12 protein-coding genes are annotated in these 11888 nt (G+C 62.1%); 11 read left to right on the plus strand and 1 reads right to left on the minus strand.

Annotated elements, in window-relative coordinates; all coding sequences use genetic code 11:
• Window positions 1-114 precede the first annotated feature (114 nt).
• The 11 genes from BHU62_RS22515 to nei all read left to right on the plus strand — a co-directional run bounded on the left by BHU62_RS22515 (window position 115) and on the right by nei (window position 10114).
• Window positions 115-1071, plus strand: coding sequence for a YbgA family protein (locus BHU62_RS22515; RefSeq protein WP_073534656.1), 957 nt, complete (start codon window positions 115-117; stop codon window positions 1069-1071).
• A gap of 15 nt (window positions 1072-1086) precedes the next feature.
• Window positions 1087-2517: a deoxyribodipyrimidine photo-lyase gene (gene phrB, locus BHU62_RS22520; RefSeq protein WP_073534657.1), complete on the plus strand. Its 1431-nt coding sequence runs from the start codon at window positions 1087-1089 to the stop codon at window positions 2515-2517.
• A 22-nt stretch (window positions 2518-2539) separates the two neighbouring features.
• Complete coding sequence (locus BHU62_RS22525; protein WP_073534658.1) at window positions 2540-3520, plus strand: MBL fold metallo-hydrolase; 981 nt, start codon at window positions 2540-2542, stop codon at window positions 3518-3520.
• An 18-nt stretch (window positions 3521-3538) separates the two neighbouring features.
• Window positions 3539-4282 carry a type 2 GTP cyclohydrolase I gene (locus BHU62_RS22530; RefSeq protein ID WP_073534659.1) on the plus strand — a complete coding sequence of 248 codons (744 nt, stop codon included), beginning with the start codon at window positions 3539-3541 and terminating at the stop codon, window positions 4280-4282.
• A gap of 210 nt (window positions 4283-4492) precedes the next feature.
• On the plus strand, window positions 4493-5149 hold the full coding sequence (gene pxpB / locus BHU62_RS22535; protein WP_073534660.1) for a 5-oxoprolinase subunit PxpB: 657 nt from the start codon (window positions 4493-4495) through the stop codon (window positions 5147-5149).
• The gene (gene pxpC / locus BHU62_RS22540) at window positions 5143-6075 is read left to right on the plus strand and encodes a 5-oxoprolinase subunit PxpC (protein ID WP_073534661.1); all 933 of its coding nucleotides are present in this window, start codon (window positions 5143-5145) and stop codon (window positions 6073-6075) included. Before pxpB ends, pxpC begins: the two co-directional genes overlap by 7 nt.
• Window positions 6065-6805, plus strand: coding sequence for a 5-oxoprolinase subunit PxpA (gene pxpA, locus BHU62_RS22545; RefSeq protein ID WP_073534662.1), 741 nt, complete (start codon window positions 6065-6067; stop codon window positions 6803-6805). The genes pxpC and pxpA overlap by 11 nt, the downstream gene beginning before the upstream one ends.
• A 62-nt stretch (window positions 6806-6867) precedes the next feature.
• The gene (locus BHU62_RS22550; RefSeq protein WP_073534663.1) at window positions 6868-7599 is read left to right on the plus strand and encodes a DUF969 domain-containing protein; all 732 of its coding nucleotides are present in this window, start codon (window positions 6868-6870) and stop codon (window positions 7597-7599) included.
• On the plus strand, window positions 7596-8615 hold the full coding sequence (locus BHU62_RS22555; RefSeq protein ID WP_073534664.1) for a DUF979 domain-containing protein: 1020 nt from the start codon (window positions 7596-7598) through the stop codon (window positions 8613-8615). The genes BHU62_RS22550 and BHU62_RS22555 overlap by 4 nt, the downstream gene beginning before the upstream one ends.
• Window positions 8616-8623: 8 nt before the next feature.
• Entirely contained in the window at window positions 8624-9268 is a 645-nt protein-coding gene (pcp, locus tag BHU62_RS22560) for a pyroglutamyl-peptidase I (RefSeq protein WP_073534665.1), read from the plus strand.
• Window positions 9269-9322: 54 nt separating this feature from the next.
• Entirely contained in the window at window positions 9323-10114 is a 792-nt protein-coding gene (gene nei, locus BHU62_RS22565; protein WP_073534666.1) for an endonuclease VIII, read from the plus strand.
• Window positions 10115-10171: 57 nt separating this feature from the next.
• On the opposite strand, the gene BHU62_RS22570 is transcribed toward nei, so the two are convergent.
• Window positions 10172-11464 (minus strand): citrate synthase, encoded by a 1293-nt coding sequence (locus BHU62_RS22570; RefSeq protein ID WP_016928730.1) that lies wholly within the window; start codon window positions 11462-11464, stop codon window positions 10172-10174.
• Window positions 11465-11888: the final 424 nt, after the last annotated feature.

The raw sequence follows: 11888 nt of genomic DNA on the forward strand, positions 1-11888 counted from the left end.
CGCCTCGCGGCGGGGGTTTTTTTATGGCTGTGGCGCCCCCAACAAGCGCAAGGTCGTATTCGGCAAGTCACTCTTCTACACTTTCCTTATCGGCCAACACCACGGGAGAGCGGGATGAACGACAAGATCCCTATCGGTATCAGCGCCTGCTTACTGGGCGAAGCGGTGCGTTTCGACGGCGGCCACAAGCGACTGGCCTTTGCGGTGGAACAATTGGCGCCCTATGTGCGTTTTGAGCCCATTTGCCCGGAAATGGCTATCGGGCTGCCCACGCCGCGCCCGGCGCTGCGCCTGGTGGCGCAGGCGCAGCCGTGGCCGGCCATGCGTTACAGCAACGACGGCGGCGTGGATCTGACCGAGGAGATGCGCGGTTTCTCCGCGCAGCGCGTGGCGGCGCTGCAGCATCTGTGCGGTTACATCGTCTGTGCCAAGTCGCCGAGCTGCGGCCTCGAACGGGTGCGGGTCTACAGCGAAAACGGCAAGGACTCGCGTAAAAACGGCGTCGGGCTGTTTACCGCCGAACTGCTGCGCCAGATGCCGTGGCTGCCGGTGGAAGAGGACGGACGATTGCAGGATGCGGCATTGCGGGAAAACTTTATCGAACGGGTGTATGCGCTGTACGAGCTGAACATGCTGTGGCGCGAGGGGCTGACCCGCAGCGCCCTGATCGTGTTTCACAGCCGCTACAAGCTGTCGCTGCTGGCGCACTCGCAGCCGGCGTACCGCGAGCTGGGGCGGTTTGTCGCCGATATTCATCGCTGGGGCTCGCTGGAGGCCTTCGCCGTGGAATACCGCCGCCGCCTGATGGTGCTGTTGGCGCACAAGGCGACGCGCCGCAACCATACCAACGTGTTGATGCATGCGCAGGGCTACTTCCGCCGTCAGCTCAGCGCGGCGCAGCGCCAGGAGCTGGCGCAGCTGATCGACCGCTACCGGCAGGGGTTGCAACCGCTGCTGGCGCCGATCGCGTTGCTTAAGCATTACATGGCGGAATACCCCGATCGCTATCTGGCGGAACAACGCTATTTCGAACCTTACCCGGAGGCGCTACGCTTGCGTTATGGCCATTGATTGACAAGGAGTTTTATGACCACGCATCTGGTCTGGTTGCGTAACGATCTGCGTATCACCGACAACAAAGCGCTGCACGCCGCCTGCAGCGATCCCGCAGCCCGGGTGCTGGCGGTGTTTATCGCCACGCCGCAGCAGTGGCGGCAACATGAGATGGCGCCGCGGCAGGCGGCGTTGATCCACGCCAGCCTGCAGGGGGTGCAGCAGGCGCTGGCGCAAAAGGGCATTGCGCTGCATTGCCATGCCTGTACGGACTTTGCTGCGTCGATCGACTGGCTGGCGGAATATTGCGAGCGGGAGCAGGTGGATGCGCTGTTTTACAATCGGCAGTACGAACTGAATGAACGGCGGCGCGATGTGCGGCTGGAACAGCGGTTGAGCGGCCGGACGGTGTGCCGCCGTTTCGATGACAGCCTGCTGTTGCCGCCGGGTAGCGTGCAAACCGGCGGCGGCGAGATGTACAAGGTCTATACGCCGTTTCGCAACGCCTTCATTCAGCGCCTGACCGAATCCGACGTGAGCTGCCTGCCGGCACCGAAAACGCGCGCCGGCGGGGCGCTGCCGATGCCGGCGCCTCCGGCGGCGTTCGATTATCCTGCGGCGGACATTGGGGATGACTATCCCGCCGGCGAGGAAGCCGCATTGCAGCGGCTGCGCGCCTTTTGCCGTGAACAGGTGCAGGATTACCTTCGGCAGCGCGATCTGCCCGCCATCGCCGGCACCAGCAGCCTGTCACCCTATCTGGCAATCGGCGCGCTGTCGCCGCGCCAATGCTTCAACCGCCTGCGCGCCGAATGCCCGCAGCTGCTGGAAGATCGCGAGAGTGGCGCCTTCGCCTGGCTGAACGAGCTGATTTGGCGCGAGTTCTACCGCCATCTGCTGGTGGCCTATCCCGAACTGTGCCGCCATCGGCCCTTTATCACCTGGACGGACAAGGTGCGCTGGTGCGATGACGTGGCGAAACTGCAGGCCTGGCAGCGGGGCGAAACCGGCTACCCGATCGTTGACGCTGCCATGCGCCAGCTGAACGCCACCGGCTGGATGCACAATCGGCTGCGGATGATTAGCGCCAGTTTCCTGGTCAAGGATCTGCTGATCGACTGGCGCGCCGGGGAGCGCTACTTCATGTCGCAATTGCTGGACGGCGATCTGGCGGCCAACAACGGCGGCTGGCAGTGGGCCGCCTCCACCGGCACCGACGCCGCGCCGTATTTCCGTATCTTCAACCCGACGACCCAGGGTGAACGTTTTGATCCACAAGGCACTTTTATCCGTAAATGGTTGCCGGAACTGGCGGATGTACCCGACAATGACATTCATTACCCTCACCGCTGGGCGGAAAAGCAGCGATGTACGCTGAACTATCCGCCGCCGATCGTCGATCACAAGCAAGCTCGCCTGGAGACGCTGGCGGCGTTCGAGGCGGCAAAACGGGGAGAGTCTTGAGGCAACTGCAAGGAGCGATGCAATGATGAAAAAGGTGCTGGCCCTGTGCCTGAGCGGTTATTCTGCGCTGGCGATCGCCGGCTTTGACGTGGTGGCGCTGGGCGCTGACGGCGGCGTCAGCGACGGCAACCTGACCTCCTACCTGATCCGCAGCGACACTCAGCCGCAGTATGTGGCGCTGGACGCCGGCTCGCTGCTGCCGGGCATCGCCAAAGGGCTGGAAAAGGGCAGCTTCCCACAGGTGACGCCCGAACTGGCTGCGCCTTACACGCCACAGGGTTATGTGTTCCGTCAATTGATCGGCAGTTACTTTATCAGCCACGGCCATTTGGACCACGTGGCGGGGCTGATTGTCGGTTCGCCGGAGGACAATAAAAAAACCGTTTACGCCCAGGCGGACACCGTGCTGACCCTGCGTAACCATTACTTCAATTGGAAAGCCTGGCCGAACTTTACCGATGCCGGCAACGGCTCGCGGTTGGGCACCTACCGGTTGCAAACAGTGCGGCCGCAACAGCGTTTTACCCTTGGCCTGAGCGGGCTGACCGGCGTGATGTACCCGCTCAGCCACGATCGCTACCCGTCGTCGATGCTGCTGATTTCCAACGGCAACGCGTTCTTCGCCTACTTCGGCGACACCGGGCCGGATGCGGTGGAACAGTCGCGCGATCTCGATACCGTCTGGCGTGCGCTGGGGCCGCTGATTGAGCAGAAAAAGCTGAAGGGCATGATTATCGAGACCTCTTACCCCAATGGGGTGGAGGACAAACATCTGTACGGCCATTTGACGCCGGCCTGGCTGCTGAAGGAGTTGAAGAACCTGACGCAGTACAGCGGCGGCGAAGGCTCGCTGAACGATCTGCCGGTGGTGATCAGCCACATCAAACCCAGCCTGAAGCAGGGCGAAGCGCCGCGCGCCGCCATCGCGCAGCAGTTGGCGCAGGGCAACGATCTGGGGGTGAAATTCATCCTGATGGCACAGGGCGACCGACAGACATTTTGACTATGAAGAGAGAAGAGAATGCGTAACCTCGATCTGGAAAAACTGATCAACACGGAACTGAACGCTGCGGCGTTTCAGGACTACGTCCCCAATGGGTTACAGGTGGAAGGGCGCCCACACGTGCAGCGCATCGTGACTGGCGTCACCGCCTGCCAGGCGTTGCTGGACGCCGCGGTGGCGCACCAGGCCGATGCGATTATTGTGCACCACGGCTATTTCTGGAAAAACGAGGCGCCGGCGGTGCGCGGCATGAAGCGCAATCGCTTGAAAACGCTGCTGACCCACGACATCAACCTGTACGGCTACCATCTGCCGCTGGATGCGCACCCGGTGCTGGGCAACAACGCGCAGCTGGCGCGGGCGTTGGGGATTCGGGTGCTCGGCGAAGTCGAGCCGTTGGTGCCGCACGGTGAATTTGAACAGCCGCTGACCGGCGAAGCATTGCAGAAGCGCCTTGAAAGCCGGCTGGGGCGCGCGGTGCTGCACTGCGGCGATAACGCCCCCGCGCACATCCGCCGGGTGGCCTGGTGCACCGGCGGTGGTCAGGGCTTTATCGACAGCGCGGCGCGCTTCGGTGTCGATGCTTTCATCAGCGGTGAAGTGTCTGAGCAGACCATTCACAGCGCGCGCGAAATGGGCGTGCACTTCTTCGCCGCCGGCCATCACGCCACCGAGCGCGGCGGCGTGAAAGCGCTGGGAGAATGGCTGGCGCAGCACCACGGCCTTGATGTGACCTTTATCGATATCCCGAACCCCGCCTGATTTTTTTCTTCTTCGGATCCAGCCCGGCCCCTGCGCCGGCTGAATCCTTTTACCGCGCTATTTCCTTATTTTCTCTATGGTTGCGTTCTATTGACAGCCAGGGCCGCGTCACGCATAACTGATACGCTTACAAATAATAAAATACCCTATGGATTTTAAGCCGGCCGTCTGGCCGCAGCGCGAAAGACGACGGGCATAAGGAGAATAAGGGTGCAACAAGCACGTTATTACCTGTTAGGCGAAAGAGCGGTGGTGCTCGAGCTGTCGCCGCCGGTGACGCTGCCGAGCCAGCAGCGCATCTGGGCGCTGGCGGAAAAGCTGAATCATCATCCCGACGTGCGGGAAGTGGTACCGGGGATGAACAATCTGACGTTGTTGCTGCATACGCCGCAAGCCGACGCCGAAGCGATGCTCGCGTTGCTGCAGCAGGGGTGGGAAAGCAAAGAGAGCCTGACGCCGGAGTCGCGGCAGGTGGATATTCCGGTTGTCTACGGCGGGGAGCAGGGCCCTGACCTGGATGAAGTGGCGCGCCATACCGGCATGACGCCGCGGCAGGTGGTGGAATGCCACGCAGCGGCGGACTACGTGGTCTATTTTCTCGGCTTTCAGCCGGGGTTCTCTTACCTGGGCGGCATGCCGGAAAAACTGGCGACGCCGCGCCGCGCCGAACCGCGTCTGGCGGTGGCGGCCGGCTCCGTCGGCATCGGCGGCGGCCAGACTGGCATTTACCCACTGGTGACGCCCGGCGGTTGGCAGCTGATCGGCCGCACGCCGTTGGCGCTGTTCAATCCGCATGAAATGCCGCCGACGCTGCTGCGCCCCGGCGATAACGTGCGCTTCGTGCCGCAGAAGGAGGGCGTATGCTGATTATTCTGCGCGCCGGCATTTACACCACGGTGCAGGATTTGGGCCGCGAGGGATTCCGCCGCCTGGGCATCAGCACCGGTGGAGCGCTGGATCAACCGGCGCTGAAGATCGCCAACCTGCTGGTGGGCAATGCGCCGGAGGCCGCCGGGTTGGAGATCACCCTCGGCCAGTTCAGCGCCGAATTTACCCGTCCCGGCTGGATCGCCCTGACCGGCGCCGGCTGCGACGCGCAGCTGGACGGCAAGCCGCTGTGGACTGGCTGGCGCTACCCGGTGAAAAAGGGGCAGCGGTTGGTGTTGGGCACGCCTAAACGCGGTATGCGCAGTTACCTGGCGATCGCCGGCGGTATCGCGGTGCCGGAAATGCTGGGTTCGCGCAGCACCGACATGAAAGCCGCCTTCGGCGGCTGGGAAGGCCGCAACCTGAAGGACGGCGATCGTCTGCCGCTGGGTAAACCCGCCGCGCTGCCGCAGAACCGCTGCGGTGTGAAGCAACTGTTGTTCACCAACCGCATCCGCGCGTTGCCGGGGCCGGAGTACGCCGAATTTAGCGAAGAGGCGCAGGACACATTCTGGCGCACCGCCTGGCAGCTTAGCCCACAGAGCAACCGCATGGGTTACCGCCTGCACGGCGGCACGCCGCTGGAGCGCACCACCGATCGCGAGATGCTGTCTCACGGCCTGCTGCCCGGCGTGGTGCAGGTGCCGCACAACGGCCAGCCAATCGTGCTGATGGCCGATGCACAGACCACCGGCGGTTACCCGCGCATCGCCTGCGTGATCGAGGCCGATCTCTACCATTTGGCGCAGATCCGCCTCGGCGAGCCGATCCATTTCGTTCTCTGTTCACTGGCCCAGGCGCAGCGCGCCAAGGCCGAGCAGGATCTCTTCCTTCGACAGATAGCCTGGGGGTTACATGATCGTTGATTTGAACGCCGATCTCGGCGAAGGCTGCGCCAACGATCGGGCGCTGTTGCAATTAGTCAGTTCGGCCAATATCGCCTGCGGTTTCCACGCCGGCGATGCGCAAACCATGCGCCAGTCGGTGCGCTGGGCATTGCAGTACGGTGTGGCTATCGGCGCCCATCCGAGTTTTCCCGATCGTGAGAATTTCGGCCGCACCCGCATGCAGCTGCCGCCGGAGACGGTGTTCGCGCAGGTGGTGTACCAACTGGGGGCGCTGGCGGCCATCGCCCGCGCCGAAGGCGGAGTCATGGCGCACGTTAAGCCGCACGGCATGTTGTACAACCAGGCGGCGGTCGAACCGGCGCTGGCGGAAGCGATCGCCCGGGCGGTACAGGCTGTCGATCCGGCGCTGCGGCTGGTGGGGCTGGCCGGCAGCGAACTGATCCGCGCCGGGGAAAAGCTCGGCCTGGCCACTCGGCAGGAAGTGTTCGCCGATCGCGGCTATCAGGCCGACGGCAAGCTGGTGCCACGCGGTCTGCCGGGGGCGTTGATCGAAGATGACGAACAGGCGCTGGCGCAAACGCTGGAGATGGTGCGCCATCACCGGGTGCGCAGCGTGGATGGCGTCTGGACCGCCGTACAGGCGGAAACCGTCTGCCTGCATGGCGACGGCGAGCATGCGCTGGCGTATGCGCGCAAGCTGCGGGACAGTTTTGTTCAGCAGGGCATTCGCGTCAGCGCGGAGCAGTAAAGCAGTAAAGCAAGACACAACATCACAAGCAAAAAACTATTAGAAAACATCGAGGGAAGACTATGGAACAGGCTGTGAATCTCTGGCCACTGATCGGCATCGCCGCCATCGTGGTCGGGTTTGTATTGCGTTTCAACCCGGTGCTGGTGGTGATCGCCGCCGGCATCATCACCGGTCTGGCGGCGCTGATGCCGCTGGGCGTCATTCTGGAAAAGCTCGGCGAGGGCTTTCTCAATACCCGCAACCTGCCGCTGATCCTGCTGCTGCCGCTGGCGGTGATCGGTTTGCTGGAGCGCCACGGGCTGAAAGAACGGGCGCAGGCGTGGATCGCCAAGATCAAAAGCGCCACCGCCGGCCGTCTGCTGATCGTCTATTTGTTCGTGCGTGAAGTGACCGCCGCCATGGGCCTGACCAGTCTGGGCGGCCATCCGCAGATGGTGCGGCCGCTGCTGGCACCGATGGCGGAAGGGGCGACGGAAAACCGCTACGGCGAGCTGCCGGAGCGCACCCGCCACCGCCTGCGCGCCATGTCGGCCGCCACCGACAACGTCGGGCTGTTCTTCGGCGAGGATATCTTCGTGGCCTTCGGCGCGATCATCTTCATGCATAACTTTATGCTGGAGTCGGGCGGTATTCAGACCGAGCCGCTGCATATCGCGCTGTGGGGCATTCCGACCGCCATTTTCGCGTTCCTGATCCACGCATTCAGGCTGTATCGGATGGATAAGCAGCTGAGCGCCGAGCTGGCGCAGCTGAATCAGGCGGCGCTGCAGGCGAAGGGGGAAGCACAATGAACTTCCAGCAACAATATCTCTACTGGCTGGCCGGCGCAGTGCTGCTGATTGTGGCGGTGATGTCATTCCGCGATCGCGCCAACCCGCGCCGCATCACCACCGGGTTGTTCTGGGGGCTGTACGGCCTGGTGTTCCTGGTCGGCGACTGGACTTACCGTCTGTTGGGCGACGTGCTGGGTGAGGGCAGCAACGAAAAACGCGTGCTGCATATCCTTGTGGGCGTAGTGGTGGTAGTGATGGCTCTGATTGCCGGCTTCGGCGGCGTGCGCCTGGGCAGCTATCATCAGCGGACGCCGCAGGAGCGTGAAGCCAGCGCCAAGCGCCTGGGCAACAAGCTGTTTATCCCCGCGCTGGCGATCCCGGTGGTGACGGTGATCGGCGTGCTGCTGTTCAACAATATTCCGGCGTTGCAAACCGCGGTGTTCGGCGGTGGCAACCATGCGACGCTGGTCACCCTGTTCTCGATGACCGTCGGCTGCCTGATTGGCCTGGCGATCGCGGTGAAAATGACCCATGAGAAGGCGCTGCAGCCGGTGCAGGAAGCCCGGCGCTTGCTGGATTCGATCGGCTGGGCGTTCATTCTGCCGCAAATCCTCGCCACGCTGGGGTTGCTGTTCACCGTCGCCGGCGTCGGCACTGCGATATCACATTTGACGCAAGAATATCTGGCGGTCGATAACCGCTTTATCGCCGTGGCGGTCTACGCTATCGGTATGGCCGTGTTGACGATGGTGATGGGCAACGCCTTCGCCGCTTTCCCTATCGTCACCGCCGGCATCGGCATTCCGATCCTGGTGCTGCAACACGGCGGCAATCCGGCAGTGATGGCGGCGATCGGTATGTTCTCCGGCTATTGCGGCACCCTGATGACGCCGATGGCGGCGAATTTCAACATCGTGCCGGCGGCGCTGCTGGAGCTGCCGGATAAAAATGCGGTGATCAAGGCGCAGGTGCCGACCGGCGTGCTGTTGCTGTTGGTCAACGTGTTCCTGCTGTATTTCCTGATGTTCCTGTAGGAGTAAGGATGCAAAAAGTATTGATTACCGGCTTCGAGCCGTTTGGCGGCGAGCGCCTCAATCCTTCTTGGGAGGTGGTGAAACAGCTCAACGACATGGAACTGGTCGGCACGCGGATTGTGGCGCGCCAGCTGCCGTGCGTGTTTGGCGCGGCGCTGGCGGCGCTCAATACGGCGATCGACGAGGTGCAGCCGGTGATGGTGCTGGCGATCGGCCAGGCCGGCGGCCGCACCGATATCACCCTGGAGCGGGTGGCGATCAACGTCGACGATGCGCGCATCCCCGACAATCAGGGGCAGCAGCCGGTGGATGAGCCGATCGTCGCCGGCGGCCCGGCGGCCTATTTCAGCACCTTGCCGATCAAGGCGATGGTCAGTTCGATGCGTGAGGCCGGCATTCCGGCCTCCGTTTCGCAAACCGCCGGCACCTACGTGTGCAACCATGTGATGTATGGTTTGCTGCACCGCTTGAGCGGCCAGCGTGAAGTGAAAGGTGGGTTTATCCATATTCCGTATCTGCCGGAACAGGCGGCGGCGCACCCCGGCGCGCCGAGTATGGCGGCGTCGACGGTGCTGTTTGCGCTGGAGCTGGCCGTTTCCATCGCCTTGCAGGTGGAGCACGATCTGAAAGTGGTGGGCGGCGCGACGCATTAATCGTGATTATCCCCGGCGCGGTGGGCTGCGCCGGATCTACGCAAGGAGTGGTCTATGCCGGAAGGACCGGAGATTCGCCGGGCGGCGGACAAACTGGCGGCGGCGATGATCGAGCAACCGCTGACCGCCGTCGATTTCGCTTTTCCTCAGCTGAAGCACTATCGCCAGCGCCTGCTCGGCGAGCGCATCGTCGCCATCGAGCCGCGCGGCAAGGCGCTGCTGACCCACTTTTCCAACGGGCTGACGATGTATAGCCACAATCAGCTGTACGGCGTGTGGAAAGTGGCGGCGGCGGGGGAGACGCCGGAGACCAAGCGCGATCTGCGGGTGCGGCTGGAAACCGCCCGCAGCGCGATATTGCTCTACAGCGCTTCCGACATTACCGTCGGGCCGCGCGAGGAAATAGAGCAACACCCGTTTTTGCAACGCATCGGCCCCGACGTGCTGGACATGTCGCTGACGGTGAACGCCGTGGCGGAGCGGTTGTTGACGCCGCGTTTTCGCCGCAGGCAGCTGGGCGGCATGCTGCTCGACCAGGCGTTTCTCGCCGGCTTGGGCAATTATCTGCGCGCCGAAATCCTGTGGCAGGCCGAACTGGCGCCGCAGCACAAACCGCAGGATCTGGCGCCAGAGGCGCTGCGCCGCCTGGCGGAGGCGTTGCTGGCGGTGCCGCGCCTTTCCTACCAGACGCGCGGACAGGCGGATGACAACCGGCATCACGGCGCGCTGTTTCGCTTCAAGGTGTTTCATCGCAGCGGCGAGCCCTGCGAACGCTGCGGTGGGATGATTGTGCGTACCGATCTGTCGTCGCGGCCGTTTTATTGGTGCCCGGGCTGCCAGAAATAGCCAAAAAAAACGCCGCCCGAAGGGGCGGCGCTGTGCGGTTTCAGCCGGGAAAACGGCTTACTTGTTTTTCAGCTGGGATTTGAAATCGCGCTCGGCATAGCCGGTGTACAGCTGGCGCGGACGGGCAATTTTGATGCCTTCGTCGTGCATTTCGTTCCAGTGGGCGATCCAGCCGATGGTGCGCGCGATGGCGAAGATCACGGTGAACATGGAAGAAGGAATGCCCATCGCCTTCAGGATGATGCCGGAGTAGAAGTCGACGTTCGGATACAGTTTCTTCTCGATGAAGTACGGGTCGTTCAGCGCGATGTGTTCCAGCTCCATCGCCACCTGCAGCAGGTTGTCGTCCTTCTTGTTCAGCTCTTTCAGCACTTCGTGACAGGTCTCGCGCATCACGGTGGCGCGCGGATCGTAGTTCTTGTACACGCGGTGGCCGAAGCCCATCAGGCGGAAGGAGTCGTTCTTGTCCTTGGCGCGTTTGATGAATTCAGGAATGTGCTCGACGGTCTTGATCTCTTCCAGCATTTTCAGCGCCGCTTCGTTGGCGCCGCCGTGTGCCGGCCCCCACAGGGAGGCGATACCGGCCGCGATGCAGGCGAACGGGTTGGCGCCGGAAGAGCCGGCGGTGCGCACGGTCGAGGTGGAAGCGTTCTGCTCATGGTCGGCGTGCAGGATCAGGATGCGGTCCATGGCGCGTTCCAGCACCGGGTTCACCACGTACTCTTCGCACGGGGTGGCGAACATCATGTGCAGGAAGTTGCCGGCGTAGGACAGATCGTTGCGCGGGTAAACGAACGGTTGGCCCAGGGAGTATTTGTAGCACATCGCCGCCACGGTCGGCATCTTGGACAGCAGGCGGAACGCGGTGATTTCACGGTGACGCTCGTTATTGACGTCCAGCGCATCGTGGTAGAACGCCGCCAGCGCACCGGTCACGCCGCACAGTACCGCCATCGGGTGCGAGTCGCGACGGAAGCCACGGAACAGATGGGTGATCTGGTCGTGGATCATGGTGTGGCGGGTAACGGTGGTCTTGAAGGTTTCGAACTCTTCCGGCGTTGGGGTCTCGCCGTACAGCAGGATGTAGCACACTTCCAGGTAGGAAGATTCTTTCGCCAGCTGCTCGATAGGGAAGCCGCGGTGCAGCAGCACGCCTTTGTCGCCGTCGATGAAGGTAATCTTGGATTCGCAAGAAGCGGTGGAGGTAAAGCCGGGATCAAATGTGAAATAACCTTTGGAACCCAGAGCGCGGACATCGAGGACATCGGGGCCCAGTGTCGGTGTCAATACGCCCAGTTCGATCGGAGCTTCGCTGTCGTTAATGGTTAGCGTCGCTTTCTTATCAGTCATTTACTGTCTCCTTAGCGCCTTATTTTAAAAACCACTAACAACTGAAATACCTTAAATCTCTGCAGGTTGCCCGCAAAAAATGGTGCGGACGCTAACTCTGTGAGCGACTGCGCAACTGTGCGCGGGTAGGGTACAGAGTGCTGACCAGGCGAACGAGACGGGTGACCAGTTGTTAACGATTCATAGTAATTCGTTATAGTCTGTTAATCTTACCTATGAGCTGTTCGAAGAGATGTGAACCTATCCCAATAATCTGTTTTTATTTGCTTTATTTGCTTTTTGACGCCGGCAAAATCGAGCGGGAAACAACGGCTATTGGGATAGGTTCGTCAAATACACTGTTGCATAACTCGAACCCGGGGGGAAGTGTATCTGTTGACCCATAGCGCATCATAGGACCGTTTGTGCCCCTATATGTAATGTA

The sequence above is a fragment of the Serratia marcescens genome (assembly GCF_001902635.1).
GTDB classification, from domain to species: Bacteria; Pseudomonadota; Gammaproteobacteria; order Enterobacterales; family Enterobacteriaceae; genus Serratia; species Serratia marcescens_F.

What these genes read in the sequence shown, in the direction of transcription:
- BHU62_RS22515 (WP_073534656.1), top strand. Translation starts at nt 115, where the DNA reads ATGAACGACAAGATCCCTATCGGTATCAGCGCCTGCTTACTGGGCGAA.
- phrB (WP_073534657.1), top strand. Translation starts at nt 1,087, where the DNA reads ATGACCACGCATCTGGTCTGGTTGCGTAACGATCTGCGTATCACCGAC.
- BHU62_RS22525 (WP_073534658.1), top strand. Translation starts at nt 2,540, where the DNA reads ATGATGAAAAAGGTGCTGGCCCTGTGCCTGAGCGGTTATTCTGCGCTG.
- BHU62_RS22530 (WP_073534659.1), top strand. Translation starts at nt 3,539, where the DNA reads ATGCGTAACCTCGATCTGGAAAAACTGATCAACACGGAACTGAACGCT.
- pxpC (WP_073534661.1), top strand. Translation starts at nt 5,143, where the DNA reads ATGCTGATTATTCTGCGCGCCGGCATTTACACCACGGTGCAGGATTTG.
- pxpA (WP_073534662.1), top strand. Translation starts at nt 6,065, where the DNA reads ATGATCGTTGATTTGAACGCCGATCTCGGCGAAGGCTGCGCCAACGAT.
- BHU62_RS22550 (WP_073534663.1), top strand. Translation starts at nt 6,868, where the DNA reads ATGGAACAGGCTGTGAATCTCTGGCCACTGATCGGCATCGCCGCCATC.
- BHU62_RS22555 (WP_073534664.1), top strand. Translation starts at nt 7,596, where the DNA reads ATGAACTTCCAGCAACAATATCTCTACTGGCTGGCCGGCGCAGTGCTG.
- pcp (WP_073534665.1), top strand. Translation starts at nt 8,624, where the DNA reads ATGCAAAAAGTATTGATTACCGGCTTCGAGCCGTTTGGCGGCGAGCGC.
- nei (WP_073534666.1), top strand. Translation starts at nt 9,323, where the DNA reads ATGCCGGAAGGACCGGAGATTCGCCGGGCGGCGGACAAACTGGCGGCG.
- BHU62_RS22570 (WP_016928730.1), bottom strand. Translation starts at nt 11,464, where the DNA reads ATGACTGATAAGAAAGCGACGCTAACCATTAACGACAGCGAAGCTCCG.